This is a genomic window from Streptomyces sp. NPDC005017 (assembly GCF_042873115.1).
GTDB lineage: Bacteria > Actinomycetota > Actinomycetes > Streptomycetales > Streptomycetaceae > Streptomyces.
The window spans coordinates 445,374-462,720 of the sequence record NZ_JBIALD010000003.1 but is presented as its reverse complement, the minus strand read 5'-3'; the positions used below and the strand labels follow the sequence as shown (position 1 = coordinate 462,720).

Annotated in this window: 15 protein-coding genes and 1 pseudogene; 12 read left to right on the top strand and 4 right to left on the bottom strand. The window is 74.2% G+C overall.

Going from position 1 to position 17,347, the window contains the following annotated elements:
* Nucleotides 1–78: 78 nt before the first annotated feature.
* Entirely contained in the window at nucleotides 79–981 is a 903-nt protein-coding gene (locus ACFYR0_RS07175) for a LysR family transcriptional regulator ArgP (protein ID WP_389322805.1), read from the top strand.
* A gap of 144 nt (nucleotides 982–1,125) precedes the next feature.
* Here the strand turns inward: ACFYR0_RS07175 and ACFYR0_RS07170 are convergent, their stop codons facing one another.
* Nucleotides 1,126–1,830 (bottom strand): TetR/AcrR family transcriptional regulator, encoded by a 705-nt coding sequence (locus tag ACFYR0_RS07170; RefSeq protein ID WP_389322756.1) that lies wholly within the window; start codon nucleotides 1,828–1,830, stop codon nucleotides 1,126–1,128.
* 130 nt (nucleotides 1,831–1,960) lie between these two features.
* Here ACFYR0_RS07170 and ACFYR0_RS07165 point away from each other — a divergent pair, with 130 nt between their 5' ends.
* The 3 genes from ACFYR0_RS07165 (at nucleotide 1,961) to ACFYR0_RS07155 (ending at nucleotide 4,088) form a co-directional block, all read left to right on the top strand.
* A complete protein-coding gene (locus ACFYR0_RS07165) occupies nucleotides 1,961–3,181 on the top strand; it encodes a saccharopine dehydrogenase family protein (RefSeq protein ID WP_389322754.1) in 1,221 nt (406 codons plus the stop codon).
* A 147-nt stretch (nucleotides 3,182–3,328) separates the two neighbouring features.
* Nucleotides 3,329–3,568 carry a WhiB family transcriptional regulator gene (locus ACFYR0_RS07160; RefSeq protein WP_389322752.1) on the top strand — a complete coding sequence of 80 codons (240 nt, stop codon included), beginning with the start codon at nucleotides 3,329–3,331 and terminating at the stop codon, nucleotides 3,566–3,568.
* A 166-nt stretch (nucleotides 3,569–3,734) separates the two neighbouring features.
* The gene (locus tag ACFYR0_RS07155; RefSeq protein ID WP_389322750.1) at nucleotides 3,735–4,088 is read left to right on the top strand and encodes a DUF488 domain-containing protein; all 354 of its coding nucleotides are present in this window, start codon (nucleotides 3,735–3,737) and stop codon (nucleotides 4,086–4,088) included.
* A 112-nt stretch (nucleotides 4,089–4,200) separates the two neighbouring features.
* Here the strand turns inward: ACFYR0_RS07155 and ACFYR0_RS07150 are convergent, their stop codons facing one another.
* Together ACFYR0_RS07150 and ACFYR0_RS07145 are read right to left on the bottom strand one after the other, a co-directional pair.
* Nucleotides 4,201–5,874: an FAD-binding dehydrogenase gene (locus ACFYR0_RS07150; RefSeq protein ID WP_389322748.1), complete on the bottom strand. Its 1,674-nt coding sequence runs from the start codon at nucleotides 5,872–5,874 to the stop codon at nucleotides 4,201–4,203.
* 21 nt (nucleotides 5,875–5,895) lie between these two features.
* Nucleotides 5,896–6,561, bottom strand: coding sequence for a TetR/AcrR family transcriptional regulator (locus ACFYR0_RS07145; RefSeq protein WP_389322746.1), 666 nt, complete (start codon nucleotides 6,559–6,561; stop codon nucleotides 5,896–5,898).
* A gap of 115 nt (nucleotides 6,562–6,676) precedes the next feature.
* Here ACFYR0_RS07145 and ACFYR0_RS07140 point away from each other — a divergent pair.
* From ACFYR0_RS07140 to ACFYR0_RS07130, 3 genes and pseudogenes are all read left to right on the top strand, one after another.
* Nucleotides 6,677–6,820, top strand: a pseudogene (locus tag ACFYR0_RS07140) (alpha-ketoglutarate-dependent dioxygenase AlkB); the annotation flags it as partial.
* A gap of 196 nt (nucleotides 6,821–7,016) precedes the next feature.
* A complete protein-coding gene (locus tag ACFYR0_RS07135) occupies nucleotides 7,017–7,772 on the top strand; it encodes an MBL fold metallo-hydrolase (RefSeq protein ID WP_389322744.1) in 756 nt (251 codons plus the stop codon).
* A 194-nt stretch (nucleotides 7,773–7,966) separates the two neighbouring features.
* Entirely contained in the window at nucleotides 7,967–9,202 is a 1,236-nt protein-coding gene (locus ACFYR0_RS07130) for a DUF4032 domain-containing protein (RefSeq protein ID WP_389322742.1), read from the top strand.
* Between the two features lie 16 nt (nucleotides 9,203–9,218).
* On the opposite strand, the gene ACFYR0_RS07125 is transcribed toward ACFYR0_RS07130, so the two are convergent.
* Nucleotides 9,219–10,088 (bottom strand): universal stress protein, encoded by an 870-nt coding sequence (locus ACFYR0_RS07125; RefSeq protein ID WP_389322740.1) that lies wholly within the window; start codon nucleotides 10,086–10,088, stop codon nucleotides 9,219–9,221.
* Between the two features lie 60 nt (nucleotides 10,089–10,148).
* On the opposite strand from ACFYR0_RS07125, the gene ACFYR0_RS07120 reads away from it, so the two are divergent.
* The 5 genes from ACFYR0_RS07120 (at nucleotide 10,149) to ACFYR0_RS07100 (ending at nucleotide 17,239) form a co-directional block, all read left to right on the top strand.
* Nucleotides 10,149–10,502 (top strand): VOC family protein, encoded by a 354-nt coding sequence (locus ACFYR0_RS07120; RefSeq protein ID WP_389322738.1) that lies wholly within the window; start codon nucleotides 10,149–10,151, stop codon nucleotides 10,500–10,502.
* A gap of 110 nt (nucleotides 10,503–10,612) precedes the next feature.
* Nucleotides 10,613–12,289 (top strand): FAD-dependent oxidoreductase, encoded by a 1,677-nt coding sequence (locus tag ACFYR0_RS07115; protein WP_389322736.1) that lies wholly within the window; start codon nucleotides 10,613–10,615, stop codon nucleotides 12,287–12,289.
* Nucleotides 12,286–13,842 carry an ATP-binding protein gene (locus ACFYR0_RS07110; RefSeq protein ID WP_389322734.1) on the top strand — a complete coding sequence of 519 codons (1,557 nt, stop codon included), beginning with the start codon at nucleotides 12,286–12,288 and terminating at the stop codon, nucleotides 13,840–13,842. The genes ACFYR0_RS07115 and ACFYR0_RS07110 overlap by 4 nt, the downstream gene beginning before the upstream one ends.
* Nucleotides 13,832–14,191 carry a UBP-type zinc finger domain-containing protein gene (locus ACFYR0_RS07105; RefSeq protein ID WP_389322732.1) on the top strand — a complete coding sequence of 120 codons (360 nt, stop codon included), beginning with the start codon at nucleotides 13,832–13,834 and terminating at the stop codon, nucleotides 14,189–14,191. The genes ACFYR0_RS07110 and ACFYR0_RS07105 overlap by 11 nt, the downstream gene beginning before the upstream one ends.
* Before the next feature lie 84 nt (nucleotides 14,192–14,275).
* A complete protein-coding gene (locus tag ACFYR0_RS07100) occupies nucleotides 14,276–17,239 on the top strand; it encodes an AAA family ATPase (RefSeq protein WP_389322730.1) in 2,964 nt (987 codons plus the stop codon).
* The last annotated feature ends 108 nt before the right edge of the window (nucleotides 17,240–17,347 follow it).

The window sequence follows — 17,347 nt, the reverse complement described above, 5'->3', positions numbered from 1 at the left end:
AAGGAAAGGATCACCGTCCGTACAGCTAAAGATTCTTACGTATCCTTAGTGTTCGTGAAGACAGATGCCGTCCCCGGGATGCCGGAACTGCCGCTCGACCAGGTGCGGACCCTGCTCGCGGTGGTCGACGAGGGCACGTTCGACGCGGCCGCCGCGGTGCTGCACGTCACCCCGTCCGCGGTCAGCCAGCGGGTCAAGGCCCTGGAGCAGCGGACCGGACGGGTGCTGCTGCTGCGCACCAAGCCGGTGCGGGCGACCGAGTCGGGCGAGGTCGTGGTGCGGTTCGCCCGGCAACTGGCCCGGCTGGAGCGGGACGCGCGGGCCGAGCTGGGCATGCGGAGCGCCGGGGAGGCGACCCGGGTGTCGGTGGCGGTCAACGCCGACTCGCTGGCGACCTGGTTCCTGCCCGCCCTGACCGCGCTGCCGCCGGAGCCCGCGCTCTGCTTCGACCTGCGGCGCGAGGACGAGGACCACACGGCCGCGCTGCTGCGGGAGGGCGCCGTGATGGCCGCGGTGACCTCTTCCGCCGACCCGGTGCCCGGCTGCTCGGTGCGGGGGCTCGGCCGAATGCGCTACCTGGCCGCGGCCCACCCGGACTTCGCCGCGCGCCACCTGGCCGGGCGCCCGCTCGCCGAGGTCCTGCCCGGGGCGCCGGTGGTGGTGTTCGACCGGCGCGACGACTTCCAGGACGGTTTCCTGCGCCGCCTGGGGCATCCCTCCGCCGGCGTGGACCGGCACTACGTCCCGACCTCGGAGGGCTTCGCGCAGGCCGTCGCCGCGGGGCTCGGCTGGGGCATGCTCCCCGAGGCCCAGGCCCGCCCCCTGCTGGACACTGGCCGCCTCGTCGAACTCGCCCCCGACCGGCCGGTGGACGTGCCGCTGTACTGGCAGCAGTGGAAGCTGGACTCCCCGGCGCTGACGGCCGTGGCAGGGGTGGTGGTGAAGGCGGCGGGGCGGGCGTTGCGGCGGGGGGCGGTCTAGGGCCCTTCTGAGGGATCTCCGCGGACGCCGCGGAGATCCCTCAGAAGGGCCCCAGGGGCCGGGTGACGGCGACTGCGATGCCCCGCAGGCCGGTCCGCGGCGCGGCAGGGCGGCGACGCCTGCGCGGCCGCCCCAGGGAAACCCTCAGCCCGGCCCGGCCAGCCGCGCCTCCGCGCTGTCCAGGAGCATCTCCAGGGCCGTCGGATAGGCGCTGTCGAGCATGCGCCGCGCCAGGAGGGGTGCCGCCTCGGCGATGTGGGGGTGGGTGGTGGCGGGCAGACGCGCGTACGTCGAACGCCACTTGTCCTCGTCGGCGCGCAGGGCGGCGCGGGGCAGGGCCAGGGAGGCGGCGTCCAGGGCGGCGAAGGCGAGGGTCTGGTCGACGAAGGCGTGGTAGACACGCACCGCCTCGGGCAGCGGGAAGCCCGCGGTGCGCAGGATGCCGAGGACCGCCTCGTCCGCGGCCAGTTCGTTGGCCCGGCCGGTGACCCGGCTCGCGGTCAGCAGCGCGGCCTGCGGATGGGCGACGTAGGCGGCGTGGACGCGCAGGCCGACGGTCCGCAGGTCGGTCCGCCAGCGCCCGGTCGGCGCCCAGCCGCGCAGCGCCTGGCCGATGAGCGCGTCGCCGATGGCGAGGGTGAGGTCGTCCATGCCGCGGAAGTAGCGGTAGAGGGTGCTCGGGTCGCAGTCCAGGGCGAGGCCGAGACGGCGGGCCGAGAGTCCGGCGCCGCCGTGCTCGCGCAGCAGCCGCAGCGCGGTGTCCACGATGAGGGCCTCGGAGAGCACCGTGCCGCTCCTGGTGGGCCTGCGGCGCCGCCGCTTCTCCTCGGGGACCACCGGTTTGGCCATGGTCGTTCCTCTCCTGGGCCGCTCGGGTGCTCTTATGCCAACGCCATTGACCTTATGCGACCGTACGGCGTTGTATCCCGCCGAGGGGCCCCGCGTGTTCGACCGTCGACCTACCGAGGGAGTTGTTGTCATGCGTGTACTGCTGGTGGGAGCGGGTGGCGTGGGCACCGCGATCACCCGGATCGCGGCCCGGCGCGCGTTCTTCGAGGCCATGGTGGTGGCCGACTACGACCCGGCCCGCGCCGAGGCGGCCGTCGCGGCGCTCGGCGGGGCGGAGGGCCGGTTCACGGCCGAGCGGGTGGACGCCGGTGACGAGGCGGCCGTGACCGCGCTGCTGCGGCGGCACGGCTGCGACGTACTGCTCAACGCCACCGATCCGCGTTTCGTGATGCCGCTGTTCCGGGCGGCCCGCTCGGCCGGCGCCGGATATGTCGACATGGCGATGTCCCTGTCGCGGCCGCACGCCGAGCGCCCGTACGCCGAGTGCGGGGTCAAGCTCGGCGACGAGCAGTTCGCCGAGGCCGGCTCATGGGCCGAGGCGGGGGTGCTGGCGCTGGTCGGGATGGGGGTCGAGCCGGGCCTGTCGGACGTGTTCGCCCGGCACGCGGCCGACGAGCTCTTCGACGAGATCGAGGAGATCGGCGTCCGCGACGGCGCGAACCTGACCGTCGACGGCTACGACTTCGCCCCCTCCTTCAACATCTGGACCACCATCGAGGAGTGCCTGAACCCGCCGGTGGTCTACGAGAAGGACCGCGGCTGGTTCACCACCGAACCGTTCAGCGAGCCGGAGGTCTTCGACTTCCCCGAGGGCATCGGCCCGGTCGAGTGCGTGAACGTCGAGCACGAGGAGGTACTGCTCGTGCCGCGCTGGGTCGAGGCCCGTCGGGTCACCTTCAAGTACGGCCTGGGCGAGGAGTTCATCAGCACCCTGAAGACCCTGCGGCTGCTGGGTCTTGACCGCACCGGGCCGGTGACCGTGCCGAGCGCGGGCGGTCCCGTGGCCGTCTCGCCGCGGGACGTGGTCGCGGCCTGTCTGCCGGACCCGGCGACGCTGGGCGAGCGGATGCGGGGCAAGACGTGCGCGGGCACCTGGGTGCGCGGCACCAAGGACGGGGCGCCGCGCGAGGTGTACCTGTATCACGTGGTCGACAACGAGTGGTCGATGGCGGAGTACGGCTGCCAGGCCGTGGTCTGGCAGACGGCCGTCAACCCGGTCGTCGCCCTGGAACTCCTAGCCACCGGCGCCTGGAGCGGCTCGGGGGTGCTCGGCCCGGAGGCCTTCCCGGCCCGCCCCTTCCTGGACCTGCTCACGGCGTACGGCTCTCCGTGGGGCCTGCGCGAGCAGTAATGGACCGGCGCGTGCGGCCTCAGGGGTCGTGCCCCCGACAAGTGCTGCGCACGGTGACCGGATCTGTCGGTTTGACGAGCCCGTGTACAGGTGACCCGCAGGCGAGTACACGCTTGCGAGAGGGCTTGGAGAAGGCGAGTGACACCGATGGACGACTGGCAGGACCGGGCCGGCTGCCGCCATGAGGACCCGGATCTCTTCTTTCCGATCGGCACCTCGGGGCCGGCGCTGTTGCAGACACGGCAGGCCAAGGCGGTGTGCGAGCGCTGCCCGGTGCGGGAGCCGTGCCTGCAGTTCGCGCTGCGCACGGCGCAGGTCAGCGGGGTGTGGGGCGGCACCGGCGAGGGCGAGCGGCGCCTGCTGCTGCGGCGCGGCCGGACCGGGTGAGGAACCCGGGGCCCCTCGCCGTGAAGGGCACCCGTCCGGCCGGCCGGACGGGTGCCCTTCGTCCGTCCCGCCCCGGCCCGGCACCCGGCCGGCCGCGCGCCACGGACCGCCCCGCGGGCGTCGGGTTACGCTCCGGACAGCAGCCGTCGGCCGAGGAGGGCCCAGCGTGAGCGTCCGTGTGCGCCGCATCTACGACCCGCCCGGGTCGGAGGACGGACTGCGGGTCCTGGTCGACCGGCTCTGGCCGCGCGGTCTGTCGAAGGACGCGGCCCAGGTGGACGAGTGGCCCAAGGCGCTCACCCCGTCCACCGAACTGCGCCACTGGTACCACGCGGGCGAGGGGTCCTACGAGGAGTTCGCTCGCCGCTACGAGGCGGAGCTGGCCGACCCCGAGGCGGCCCGCCTCCTCGACGGGGTGCGCGAGTCGGCGGACCGGGGCCCGGTGACACTGCTGACGGCGTCGAAGGACCCGGAGCACAGCCATGCGGCGGTGCTGGCCGGGCTCCTGCGACGCGGGTGACACGGCCGAAGCGAACGAACGCAAGCTTGCGGCCGAAGCGAACGAACGCGAGTGACGCGGTCGCAGCGAACGCGGCGGACGAGACGGGGAAGCGGGTCGCGCCGGCCGGGGTTCAGCCGGTCTGGGAGGCCGCGGCCCGGCCCGCCGCCCGGCCCGAGAACAGACAGCCGCCGAGGAACGTGCCCTCCAGCGCGTTGTAGCCGTGCACGCCTCCGCCGCCGAACCCGGCGACCTCCCCCGCGGCGTACAGGCCCTCGACGGGCGCTCCGTCGGCGCCGAGCGCGCGGGAGTCGAGGTCGGTCTGGATGCCGCCGAGGGTCTTGCGGGTGAGGATGTGCAGCTTGACGCCGACGAGGGGACCGGCCTCGGGGTCGAGGACGCGGTGCGGGGTGGCGACGCGGCCGAGGCGGTCGCCGATGTAGCGGCGGGCGTTGCGGATGCCCTGGATCTGGGAGTCCTTGCTGTAGGGGTTCGCCAACTGGAGGTCGCGGGCCTCGATCTGGCGCCGCAGTCCGTCGGCGTCCAGGAGCGCCTTGTCGGTGAGGGCGTTCATCTTCTCGACGAGCTGCTCCAGGGTGTCCGCGACGACGAAGTCCGCTCCGTTGCGCAGGAAGGCCTGCACCGGGGCGGGGGCGCCCTTGCCGAGCAGCCGGTCGCGCAGGACGGCCTTCCGGTCCTTCGCGGTGATGTCCGGGTTCTGCTCGGAGCCGGAGAGCGCGAACTCCTTCTCGATGATCTTCCGGGTGAGGATGAACCAGGAGTGGTCGTACCCGGCGATGTCCTCGGTGGTGCGCAGGTGCCTGAGCGTGCCGAGGGTGTCGTAGCCGGGCAGACAGGGGTCGGGCAGCCGGCGGCCGAGGGCGTCGAACCACAGCGAGGACGGGCCGGGCAGGATGCGGATGCCGTGACCGGGCCAGATCGGGTCCCAGTTCCGCACGCCCTCCGTGTAGTGCCACATGCGGTCGCGGTTGACCAGGCGTACGCCGGCCCGGGCGCTGATGTCGAGCATGCGGCCGTCGACGTAGGCGGGGACGCCGGTGATCATCTCGGCGGGCGGGGTGCCGAGCCGCTCGGGCCAGTGGCGGCGGACGATGTCGTGGTCGGCGCCGATGCCGCCGGAGGTGACGATCACGGCCTGCGCGGTCAGTTCGAACTCGCCCGCGCTCTCGCGGCTGGAGGCGACGCCGCGCGGTGAGTCGTCCGGGGCAAGGAGCGTGCCGCGCACCCCGCGCGCGGAGCCCTCCTCGATCACCAGCTCGTCCACGCGGTGGCGGTGGTGGAAGGTGAGCAGTCCGTCGCGCTCGGCCTGCTTGGCGTACTCGGCGAACGGCTCGACCACGCCCGTGCCGGTGCCCCAGGCGATGTGGAAGCGGGGCACGGAGTTGCCGTGGCCGTCGGCGCGCAGGTCGCCGCGCTCGGCCCAGCCGACGGTGGGCAGCAGCCTGATGCCGTGGCCGTCGAGCCAGGAGCGCTTCTCCCCGGCCGCCCACTCGACATAGGAACGGGCCCAGCGCACCGCCCAGGAGTCCTCGTCCTCGGTGCGGTCGAACCCGGCGCTGCCCTGCCAGTCGCTCCAGGCCAGGTCGAGGGAGTCCTTGATCTTCAGGCGGCGCTGCTCCGGCGAGTCGACGAGGAACAGCCCGCCGAAGGACCAGTACGCCTGGCCGCCGAGGTTGGCGGCGTTCTCCTGGTCGACCAGGGCGACCCGCCTGCCCCGGCTGGTGAGTTCGTGCGCCGCGACCAGCCCGGCGAGACCGGCTCCGACGACGATGACGTCCGCGTCCATGGGCGTTCTCCGTTCCTTTCCTCAGTCGAGGCCGCCGCTGCCGTCCGTCAGCAGCGCGGTGAGCAGTTGCTTGAGCCAGCGGCGGGCGCCGTCGACGTCCTTGTCCAGCAGCAGTTGCACGGTGACTCCGTCGTACGCGGCGACCACCGCGTGGGCGGCGGAGTCCGCGTCGCCGAGTACGGCGGGCAGCTCGGTGTGGCCGCGCGCGCGGGCCAACCGGTCGGCGATCGAGCGCCGCAGGGTGGCCCGGTGTTCGAGCAGGGTCCGCGCGACGGCCGGGTCGCGGGCCGCGTGGACCAGGAAGTCGGTCTTCACCAGCAGCCAGTCCACGTCGAGCAGCAGCACCTCGGTGACCCGGTCGACGGACCGGTGGACGTCCAGGTCCGGGCCGTCGAGCGCGAGCGCGTCCGCGACCTGCCCGGCGATGAGGTCGGCGCGCTGCTCGTAGAGCGCGAAGAACAGCTCGTCGAGGCTGGAGAAGTTCGAGTAGAAGGCGCCCCGGCTGTATCCGGCGGCCTCGCAGACCTCCTCGATGGAGACCCGCCCGAACCCCTTGGCCGCGAACACGGTGAACGCGGCGTCGAGCAGGTTCGCGCGGGTGCGCACCCGCCGCTTGGTCACCCGTGCGGTGGTCGCCGCCTCCGTCGCGCGCCGCGTGGTCGGCCGGTCCGCCGGCTGGGTCGTCATCGTCCGCCCTTCATCGGATACGGGAATGTATCCGATACACCGGTGTATCGAAAGGGGTCCCCCGACGGCTGCCCGGCACGGCTCCCCCTGAGCGGAGCGGCGCCTCACCTGCGGCACGGTGCGCAGGCCGCTCGGGCACGGGGACCTGATCGTGATGGGCGGCTCCTGCCAGCGGACCTGGGAGCACTGCGTGCCGAAGTCGAGCCGTGCCACGGGGCCGCGCATCAGCGTCCAGTTCCGCCCGCACGGCGTGCGCTGAGGCGGCAGAGGCGGACGCCCCGCGCACGCGGGGGCCGTCTCCGGCGGACGGTGCCGGAGACGGCCCCGTCCCGGGGCGCGGCACACCTCCCGGCGCCCGGAGACGTGTCTCCCAACTGCCGGAACCGCACCCCGAACACGCGGCCGATCTGCTTTGCTGTCCCCCGCCGGACCCCTCCTCACCACGCGGGACGAAGATGCGCGCCACTGTGCAGCAAGTCGCCGACGGCACCTACCTGGTGCACGGCAGCAACACCAACTGGGTGATCCTCGAGGAGGGCGACGCCGTCACCCTGGTCGACACCGGCTACCCGGGCGACCGGCAGCGGCTGCTGGACTCCCTCGCGCAGATCGGCAGCCGTCCCGAGGCGGTCGCGGCGGTGCTGATCACCCACGCCCACAACGACCACCTGGGCTCCGCCGAGCACCTGCGGGCCACCTACGGCACCCCGGTGTACATGGACGAGGCCGAAGTCCCGCACGCCCGCCGGGAGTTCCTGCACCAGGTCGGCGTCGGCACGGTCCTGGCCAACGGCTGGCGGCCCGGCGTGCTGCCCTGGGCCGTGCACGCGCTGCGCGTCGGCGGTACCGCCCATGTGCCCGTCGCCGCCCCCGAGGTCTTCCCCGGAGCGGGCCCCCTCGACCTGCCCGGCCGTCCGGTGCCCGTGCACACGCCCGGCCACACCCTGGGCCACACGGTGTTCCACCTGCCCGACCGGGGCGCGGTGCTCTCCGGGGACGCCCTGGCGACCGGCCACGCCACCTCGAGGCGGAAGGGCCCGCAGATGCTGCCCGACATGTTCCACCACGAGCGCGCGGGCGCCCTGGCCTCGCTGGAGACGATCGCGGGTTTGGACGCCGACCTCCTGCTGCCCGGCCACGGCCCCGCCCACCGCGGCTCCGTACCCACGGCCGCGCGCCGGGCCCGCGATCTCGCCGCTGGGCCCGTCTGACAAATCCCCGTCGTCCGCCCGAAGGGCGGGCCGGGCGGCGTCTGGTGCGTGTGATCGCAAGGCGCCGAACCGCCCACGTGGCGGAGCCACGTGGGCGGTTCGGCAACGCGGCTGGGGGTGCCCCCTCTGGGGGAGTGCGTGCCAGGCGTCGCCCGGCAGGCGGGGATTTGCCAGACAGGCCCTAGGGTCGAGGCATGGCTCTGCACATCAGCGCGACGAACCCGGAGCATCCGGCCCTGCTGCTCGAGCTCCCCTGGCATCTGCCGCTGGAGGACTGGCCCGAGGAGTACCTCGTGCCGCTGCCGCGCGGTATCTCCCGGCACGTGGTGCGCTACGCGCGCGCCGGTGACGAGGTGATCGCGGTCAAGGAACTCGCGGAGCGGCCCGCGCTGCGCGAGTACGAGCTGCTGTTCGACCTGGACCGGCTCGGCATCCCGGCGGTGGACGCGCTCGGCGTGGTCACCGGGCGCACCGACAAGGCCGACGAGCCGCTGGAGCCGGTGCTGATCACACGCCACCTGGGCGGCTCGATGCCGTACCGCTCGATGTTCGAGACGACCATGCGCCCGGCCACCATGCACCGGCTGATGGACGCGCTCGCCGTCCTGCTGGTCCGGCTGCATCTCGCCGGGTTCGCCTGGGGCGACTGCTCGCTGTCGAACACCCTGTTCCGGCGCGACGCGGGTGCCTACGCCGCGTACCTGGTGGACGCCGAGACCGGCGAGCTGCACTCGCGTCTCAGCCCCGGCCAGCGCGACTACGACCTCGACCTCGCGCGCGTGAACATCAGCGGCGAACTGCTCGATCTGGAGGCCTCCGGGGCGCTGCACCCCTCGGTGGACCCGATCGAGTTCGGGCAGGAGATCCGCGACCGCTACACCGGGCTGTGGAAGGAGCTCACGCGCGTCTCGGTCTACCCGGCGGGCAAGTACCACTACATCGAGCGCCGGATCCGCAGGCTCAACGACCTCGGCTTCGACGTGGCCGAGATGCAGATCGAACACTCCTCCAACGGCGACACGGTCACCTTCGTGCCCAAGGTCGTCGACGCCGGGCACCACCAGCGCCAGCTGCTGCGGCTGACCGGCCTGGACACCGAGGAGAACCAGGCGCGGCGGCTGCTGACCGACCTGGAGAGCTGGATGGCCACCCAGGACGACTACGCGCCCGGCGACCCCCTCGCGGCCCGCCCGGAGGTGCTGGCGCACCGCTGGGTGCGCGACGTGTTCCGGCCGGCCGTGCGGGCCGTCCCGCTCGAACTGCGCGGGACCATGGACCCGGCGGAGATCTACCACCAGCTCCTGGAGCACCGCTGGTACCTGTCCGAGCGGGCGCAGCACGACATCGGGATCGACACGGCCGTCGAGGACTACGTGGCGAACATCCTGCCCACGGCCCGGGAGACCCTGGAGTCCCCCGGGCACGAGTGAGCGGCCCCGGGGCGGCTCAGGCGGGCGGGATCACCGCGACCGGGCACCCCGCGTGGTGCAGGACGCCGTGGGCGACCGATCCGATGCGGGCGCCCACGGCGGTACGGCGGGCGCGGCGGCCCACCACCATCAGCTGGGCCCGGCGCGCCACCGACAGCAGCACCTGCCCGGCGCTGCCCATCTCGACGTGCTCGACGACGTGCACGTCGGGGAAGCGCTCGCGCCAGGGCCGGAGCGCCTCGGCGAGCGCCTTCTTCTCGAACGGCTCCGGGCCGCCGGCGTCGTCGAGCAGCCGCATCGAGCCGGGGCTGTAGGCGAACACGGGCGGCAGCGTCCAGGCCCGTACCGCGCGCACGGTCGCCCCGCGGGCGGCGGCCGTCTCGAAGGCGAAGCCCAGCGCGGCGGCGCTGTCCTCCACGCCGCCGTCCTGGCCGACGACGATCTCGTGCCCGGCGACCTCGTCGGACGCCTTGTCCCCGGCGCGCACCAGCACCACCGGGCCGGCGGCACCGGCGATCACCTGCTGGCCCACCGAGCCGAGCAGGAAGCCCAGCACGGCACCGTGCCCGCGCGAGCCGAGCACCAGCATCCCGGCGTCGGCGGCCGCGCCGACGAGCGTGTCGACCACGGGTCCTTCGACCGCGTCGGCCGTGACCTCCAGCCCGGCGTACCGCCCGGTGGCCGTGGAGACGGCCTCGGCCAGTGCCTCGCGCACCCAGCCGGCCTGCGCGTCCCGGTCCCCTCCGAGCGCCTCGTGCGACGCGTACTCCCATGCCTGTACGACCCGCAGCGGCCGCCCCCGCCGGACGGCTTCGCGAGCCGCCCAGCCGAGTGCCGCGAGGCTCTCCTCGGTCCCGTCGACGCCTGCCGTGATCGGCCCCGTCATTCGGCTGCCTCCCTGTGTCCATGGCTCGGTTCCGGCCCCAGTCTTCACTACGCTGGCCCGATGGGTCTCGAGTGGGAGCAGGTGGTCGTGGACGCGGCCGATCCGGTCGCGCTGGGCCGGTGGTGGACGGCGGCGCTGGGCTGGGTGGTGCTGAACGACTCGGCGCGGGAGTACGAGATCCGGCCGGCCCCCGACCGGGTGCCGGGGCTGATCTTCGTACCCGTGCCGGAGGCCAAGGCCGGCAAGAACCGGCTGCACCTGGATCTCCGCCCCGACGACCAGGCGGCGGAGGTGGCCAGGCTGCTCGCGCTGGGCGCCCGCCGCGCGGACGTCGGGCAGGGCGAGCAGCCCTGGGTGGTCCTCGCGGACCCGGAGGGCAACGAGTTCTGCGTGTTGCGTGATCGCCGGACCTGACGGACCCTCGCGCGCCCGAGCGCAGCGGGGCGAACGAACTTACGATGGCGGGAGCCGGCGCGGCGGCGGGGCACCGTGCGTCCGTCCGACCGCTCGGGGTGGGGAGAGGCATGGCACCGGTCGCCGAGGCCGCGCGCACCGTCATCCTGACCGTCGACGACGATCCCGGAGTGTCCCGCGCCGTCGCCCGTGATCTCAGACGCCGTTACGGGGCGTCGTACCGCATCGTGCGCGCGGAGTCCGGCGAGTCCGCCCTGGACGCGCTGCGCGAGCTGAAACTGCGCGGTGACCTGGTGGCGGTGATCCTGGCGGACTACCGCATGCCGCAGATGAACGGCATCGAGTTCCTGGAGCAGGCCCTGGACGTGTATCCGGGCGCCCGGCGGGTGCTGCTGACGGCGTACGCGGACACCGACGCGGCGATCGACGCGATCAACGTGGTCGACCTGGACCACTATCTCCTCAAGCCCTGGGACCCGCCCGAGGAGAAGCTCTACCCGGTCCTGGACGACCTGCTGGAGGCCTGGCGGACCAGCGACTTCCGGCCCGTGCCCAGCACCAAGGTCGTCGGGCACCGGTTCTCCGCGCGCTCCTCGGAGGTGCGCGAGTTCCTGGCCCGCAACCAGGTGCCCTACCGCTGGTACTCCGCGGACGAGCCGGAGGGGCGGCGGCTGCTGGCCGCGGCGGGCGCGGACGCGACGAGGCTGCCGCTGGTGGTCACCCCGGACGGCACCCCGCTGGTGGAGCCCGAGGCGCCCGAGCTGGCGGCGCAGGTGGGCCTGGCGACCACGCCGACGGCGGAGTTCTACGACCTGGTGGTGATCGGCGGCGGCCCGGCCGGGCTCGGCGCCGCGGTGTACGGGGCGTCGGAGGGGCTGCGCACCGTGCTGGTGGAGCGGTCGGCGACCGGCGGGCAGGCCGGGCAGAGCTCCCGGATCGAGAACTACCTCGGCTTCCCCGACGGGGTCTCCGGCGCGCAGCTCACCGACCGGGCGCGGCGGCAGGCGGCGAAGTTCGGCGCGGAGATCCTCACCGCCCGCGAGGTGACCGGTCTGGAGATCAACGGCGCGGCGCGGGTGGTGCGGTTCTCGGACGGCTCGGCCGTCGCCGCGCACAGCGTGATCCTGGCGACCGGGGTGTCGTACCGGCAGCTCGCGGCGCCCGGCGCACAGGACCTGACCGGCGCCGGGGTGTTCTACGGCTCGGCGCTGACCGAGGCGCCCGCCTGTCACGGGCACGACGTGTACATCGTCGGCGGCGCCAACTCGGCCGGGCAGGCGGCGATGTACCTGTCCAAGGGCGCCAAGTCGGTGACGCTGCTGGTGCGCGGGTCCTCGCTGTCGGCGTCGATGTCGCACTACCTGATCCAGCAGATCGGCGAGGCGCCCAACATCGAGGTACGGACGGGCACGGTCGTCGAGGAGGCGCACGGCGGTGAGCACCTGGAGCGGCTGACGCTGCGGGACACCGCGAGCGGGGAGACCGAGACGGTCGACGCGAGCTGGGTGTTCGTCTTCATCGGCGCCGCCCCGCTGACCGACTGGCTGGGCGACACGGTGCTGCGCGACGAGCGCGGGTTCATCCTCGCCGGGCCCGATCTGACGCCCGACGGACGGCCGCCCGCGGGCTGGGAGCTGGACCGGCCGCCGTACCACCTGGAGACCAATGTGCCCGGTGTGTTCGTGGCGGGCGACGCGCGGGCGGAGTCCGCCAAGCGGGTCGCGTCCGCCGTGGGAGAGGGAGCCATGGCCGTGATGCTCGTCCACCGCTATCTGGAGCAGTCATGAGCGGACAGGTGATGCCCTGCAACGCCCAGGAGATCGGCTCGCTGTTCCTGTTCGAGAAGCTGACGCCGGAGCAGCTCGGGAGGCTGTGCGGCGAGGGCCGGGTGGAGCTGTTCGAGCCCGGTCCGGTGTACGCCGAGGGTGATCAGGCGACCTGCTTCTTCGTGATGATCGAGGGCACGTGCGTGCTGTACCGCCGGGTCGGCGACGACGACGTGGAGGTCGTGCGGACCTCGCAGCCGGGGGTGTACTCGGGCGCCATGCAGGCGTACATCGGCGACCGGGTGCGCCAGGTGTACAACAACACGATGCGGGTGACGGAGCCGACGCGGTTCTTCGTGCTGCCGGCCGACACGTTCGCCACCGTGATGCGGGAGTGGTTCCCGATGGCGGTGCATCTGCTGGAGGGGCTGTTCTTCGGGGCCAAGAACACCCAGCGGATGATCGGCCAGCGCGAACGGCTGCTGGCGCTCGGCTCGTTGTCGGCCGGGCTCACCCATGAGCTGAACAACCCGGCGGCGGCGGCCGTGCGGGCGACCTCGACGCTGCGCGAGCGGGTCGCCAAGATGCGCCACAAGCTCGCCCACATCTCCGCCGGGCCCTATCCGCCCGAGCAGCTCGCGGGTCTGATCGACATCCAGGAGCGCACCGCCGAACGCGTCGCCAAGGCACCCTCGCTGAGCCCGCTGGAGGCCGCCGACCGCGAGGACGAGATGTCCGACTGGCTGGACGAGAACGGCATCACGGAGGGCTGGCGGCTCGCGCCGACCTTCGTGCAGGCGGGTCTCGACGTGGACTGGCTGGACCAGGTGGCGGCCTCGGTGGACCCGGAGATCCTCCCGGCGGCCGTCGGCTGGCTGAACTACACGGTCGAGACCGAGCTGTTGATGGACGAGATCGAGGACTCCACCAACCGCATCTCCCAGCTGGTCGGCGCCGCCAAGCAGTACTCGCAGCTCGACCGCGCCCCGTACCAGAACGCCGATGTCCACGAACTCCTCGACAGCACCCTGCTGATGCTGTCCGGGAAGTTCGGCCCGCAGATCGAGGTCGTCAAGGAGTACGACCGGACGCTGCCGAGGATCCCCGCGTACCCGGCGGAGCTGAACCAGGTGTGGACCAACCTGATCGACAACGCGGTCGGCGCGATGAACTCGGGCGGCGGCGAAGGCACGTTGACCGTGCGGACCGCGCTCGACCACGACCAGCTGATGGTGGAGTTCCGGGACACCGGCCCCGGGGTGCCGGCGGAGATCCGCGACCGGATCTTCGACCCGTTCTTCACCACCAAACCGGTCGGCGAGGGCACCGGGCTCGGTCTGGACATCTCCTGGCGGATCGTGGTCAACAAGCACCACGGCAGTCTGCGGGTCGAGTCCGTTCCGGGCGACACCCGCTTCCAGGTCCTGCTTCCCCTCACCGCCGCGGACGAGGAGACCGCCCAGGCCGCCCGGGCCGCCGAGGCCGCCCAGGCGGACGAGGCCGCCGCGGTCGTCCAGGCCGTCGAGGCCGCCGCGGACCACGCCACTACCGAGGAGCCGGCGCATGAGCACTGACGACGCGACCGAGGGCATCGACCCCGCTGTCCCGCCCAGCGGCACCGGGTGCGTGGAGTGCGAGGCGGTGGGCGGCTGGTGGTTCCATCTGCGGCGCTGCGCCCGATGCGGGCACATCGGCTGCTGCGACGACTCCCCGGCGAAGCACGCCACCGCGCACTACCGGGAGACCGGCCATCCGCTGATCCGCTCCTACGAACCCGGCGAGGAGTGGTTCTGGGACTTCACCGCGGGCGAGCTGTACGCGTCCGGGCCCGATCTCGCCCCGCCGGTCAGCCACCCCGCCGACCAGCCCGCGCCCGGTCCGGCGGGACGCGTCCCGGCGAACTGGGCGGACACCCTGCGCTGACCGGCCGCCCGCGGGTCCGCCGCCCACGGCGGCGGACCCGCGGGCACGGGCGGGACTGTCCCTGGCACGTGCCAGGATGGGGACGTGTCGAACAGCTCTTTCACCGTGTCTCCCCTGGTCGGGCGCGAAGAGGAACTCGCCCGGCTCGCCGGGGTGCTGGAGCGTGCCCGGGGCGGTGAGGCACGGGCCGTGCTGCTGGCCGGGGACGCGGGGGTGGGCAAGACCCGGCTGCTGGACGAGGCCGCCGCGCGGGCCGTGCGCGACGGCGTGACCGTGCTGACCGGGCACTGCGTCGACCTCGGCGACGTGGGCCTGCCGTATCTGCCGTTCACCGAGGTGCTGGGCGCCGTCGCGGCCGAGGAGCGGCTCGCGCCCGTGCTCGCCGCGCGTCCCGAGGTGGGCCGGCTGCTCGGCGGCGGTGCGGACAGCGCCCTGGACATGAGCGGGCGGCTGCGGCTGTTCGAGGACATGGCGGGGCTGCTCACCGACCTCGCGGACCTCGGCCCGCTGCTGCTCGTCCTCGAGGACCTGCACTGGGCCGACCAGTCCTCCCGGGACCTGCTGAGATTCCTCCTCAGCCGTGGGGTGCTCCAGCGGCCCGCGGGCGGCACGCCGGGCGGACGGCTCGCGGTGCTGGCCTCGTACCGCGCGGACGATCTGCACCGCAGGCATCCGCTGCGCCCGCTGCTGGCGGAGCTGGTGCGGCTGCCGTCCGTGGAGCGGCTGGAGCTGCGGCCGATGGACGACGCCGAGGTGGCCCGGCTGGTGCGGGGCCTCCACGACGACGGGCCCCGGGCCCTGCCCGAGGCGACGGTCCGCCGGATCGTCGAGCGCGCCGAGGGCAACGCCTTCTACGCCCAGGAACTCCTCGCGGCGACCGACCCGGGCGCGGGCGGGGTGCCGGACGCTCTCGCCGACGTCCTGCTGATCCGCTTCGAGCAGGTGTCGGACACCGCGCAGCAGGTGCTGCGCACGGCCTCCGTGGCCGGGCGCCGGGTCGGGCACGACCTGCTGAAGGACGCGGTCGGACTGCCGGAGGAGGCGCTGGAGACGGCGCTGCGGGAGGCCGTCGAGCGGCGGCTGCTGGTCTCGGGCGACGGCGACACGTACTCCTTCCGGCACGCCTTGGCGCGCGAGGCGGTGTACGCGGATCTGCTGCCGGGCGAACGGGCGCGGCTGCACGGGGCGTTCGCCCGGCTGCTGGCCGGCCGCGGTGGCGCCGGGACGGCGGCCGAGCGGGCCCACCACTACCGCGAGAGCCACGACCTGCCGGAGGCGCTCGCCGCGTCCCTGGAGGCCGCCGACCACGCCCAGCGGCTGGGCGCGCCGACGGAGGAGCTGCGCCATCTGGAGGCCGCCCTGGACCTGTGGGCGTCGGTGCCGGCCGGGGCACGGCCCGCGAGTGGGCCCGGCGACCGGATCGCGCTGACCCTGAGGGCCTCGGCGGCGGCCGCGCACGCCGGGGAGTCGCACCGCGCGGTCTCGCTCACCCGGGCCGCGCTGGCCGGGGTCGGCGAGGACGCCGACTCGGAGCTGGCGGCCCGGGTCCGCTACACCCTCGCGGGCAATCTGCTCGACGTCGACAGCCTCACCGCCGCCTACGCCTACAGCAGCGAGGCGCTGGCGCTGATCCCGGCCGAGCCGCCGTCGCCGACCTGGGTGTGGGCGGCGGCCACGCATGTGCTGGCGGCCCGGCAGGTCGGGGAGCCGGAGACCGCGCTGAAGGTGGCGCGCCAGGCGCTGGCCGTCGCCGAGGAGCTCGGTCTCACCGACGCGCGGGCCGATCTGCTGATCTCGCTGGCCGCCCTGGAGGGCCGCAGCACCTCGGCCGGCCGGGCCCGGCTGCGCCAGGCCAGGGAGCTGGTCCGCGGCACGGGCAACGCCCCGGTGGAGATGCGCGCCCTGTACCACCTCGCCATCGGCGCGTTCGAGGCGGGCGAGCTGGAGGGCGCTCTGCCCTGGCTGGTGGAGGGGCTGGACCGGGCGCGCGGGGCGGGGCTGCTGTCCTCGCTGTACCCGCTGGAGATGCGGTATCTGCGGCTGCTGACGCTGTACATGCTGGGCCGCTGGGACGAGTGCGAGCGGGCGGCGGAGCAGGACGCCGACGCGCTGCCCGCGGCGGGGGCGTTCGCCACGGGGCCCGTGCTGTACGTGCGGCTGGCCCGGGGCGACGCCGGCGCCGGGGAGCGGGCCGAGGAGCTGCTGCGCGGGCGGTTCGACTGGATGGGCGCGCTGGTCGCGGGGATCGTGGCGACGGACGCGGCGGCCGGGAGCGGTGACGCCGGGCGCGCCGTCGCGCGGATGCGGTCGGCGGTCGAGGCCCTCACGGACGATACGGGCGCCGTGCCCGACGTCACCGTCCGGCTGGCCGCGCTCGCCCTCGGCGCGGTCGCCGACGCCGCCGTGGAGCGCAGGGCGGCCGGTGCCGAGGCGGAGGCCGGGCGCTGGGCCGACACGGCGAAGGAACTGGCCGAGCTGGCCAGGACCAGTGCCGGGCTGAGCTCGAAGGGCCTGCCGCAGGGGCCGGAGGGGCTGGCGTGGCTGGCCCGCGCCGAGGCGGAGGCGGTCAGGGCGGCGCGCGGTCCCGAACCGGCCGTCTGGGAGGCGGCCGTCGCCGCCTTCGACTACGGCGACGTCTACGAACGGGCCCGCTGCCGGCTGCGGTTCGCCGAGGCGCTGCTCGCGGCCGACCGCCGCGAGGAGGCCGCCGCCGAGGCGAGGGCGGCCCGGGAGACCGCCGTCCGGCTCGGCGCGACGCCGCTGCTGGAGCGGGTCGACGCCCTGCTGCGGCGGGGCCGGCTGGCCCCTCCGGCCTCCGACGGCGGGCGGAGCGCCCGGCTGACGGCACGTGAGCAGGACGTCCTGCGGCTGCTCTCGCTGGGGCGCAGCAACCGGCAGATCGGCGAGGAGCTGTTCATCACCGGCAAGACGGCCAGCGTGCACGTCTCCAACATCCTGGCGAAGCTGGGCGCCACGAGCCGTACGGAGGCGGTGGCGATCGCCTACCGGGAGGGGCTGATCTCCCGGGAGCCGTCGGCCCCCGGCTGAGCGGCCGGGGCCGGTACGGCGAGGGCGCCCCGGACGGTAGTGCTCCGGGGCGCCCCTGGTGTCGGCCGGCCCGGCGTCAGGACCTGACGGCCGGGGTGTCGGCCGGTG

What these genes read in the sequence shown, in the direction of transcription:
- ACFYR0_RS07175 (WP_389322805.1), top strand. Translation starts at nt 79, where the DNA reads ATGCCGGAACTGCCGCTCGACCAGGTGCGGACCCTGCTCGCGGTGGTC.
- ACFYR0_RS07170 (WP_389322756.1), bottom strand. Translation starts at nt 1,830, where the DNA reads ATGGCCAAACCGGTGGTCCCCGAGGAGAAGCGGCGGCGCCGCAGGCCC.
- ACFYR0_RS07165 (WP_389322754.1), top strand. Translation starts at nt 1,961, where the DNA reads ATGCGTGTACTGCTGGTGGGAGCGGGTGGCGTGGGCACCGCGATCACC.
- ACFYR0_RS07160 (WP_389322752.1), top strand. Translation starts at nt 3,329, where the DNA reads ATGGACGACTGGCAGGACCGGGCCGGCTGCCGCCATGAGGACCCGGAT.
- ACFYR0_RS07150 (WP_389322748.1), bottom strand. Translation starts at nt 5,874, where the DNA reads ATGGACGCGGACGTCATCGTCGTCGGAGCCGGTCTCGCCGGGCTGGTC.
- ACFYR0_RS07145 (WP_389322746.1), bottom strand. Translation starts at nt 6,561, where the DNA reads ATGACGACCCAGCCGGCGGACCGGCCGACCACGCGGCGCGCGACGGAG.
- ACFYR0_RS07135 (WP_389322744.1), top strand. Translation starts at nt 7,017, where the DNA reads ATGCGCGCCACTGTGCAGCAAGTCGCCGACGGCACCTACCTGGTGCAC.
- ACFYR0_RS07130 (WP_389322742.1), top strand. Translation starts at nt 7,967, where the DNA reads ATGGCTCTGCACATCAGCGCGACGAACCCGGAGCATCCGGCCCTGCTG.
- ACFYR0_RS07125 (WP_389322740.1), bottom strand. Translation starts at nt 10,088, where the DNA reads ATGACGGGGCCGATCACGGCAGGCGTCGACGGGACCGAGGAGAGCCTC.
- ACFYR0_RS07120 (WP_389322738.1), top strand. Translation starts at nt 10,149, where the DNA reads ATGGGTCTCGAGTGGGAGCAGGTGGTCGTGGACGCGGCCGATCCGGTC.
- ACFYR0_RS07115 (WP_389322736.1), top strand. Translation starts at nt 10,613, where the DNA reads ATGGCACCGGTCGCCGAGGCCGCGCGCACCGTCATCCTGACCGTCGAC.
- ACFYR0_RS07110 (WP_389322734.1), top strand. Translation starts at nt 12,286, where the DNA reads ATGAGCGGACAGGTGATGCCCTGCAACGCCCAGGAGATCGGCTCGCTG.
- ACFYR0_RS07105 (WP_389322732.1), top strand. Translation starts at nt 13,832, where the DNA reads ATGAGCACTGACGACGCGACCGAGGGCATCGACCCCGCTGTCCCGCCC.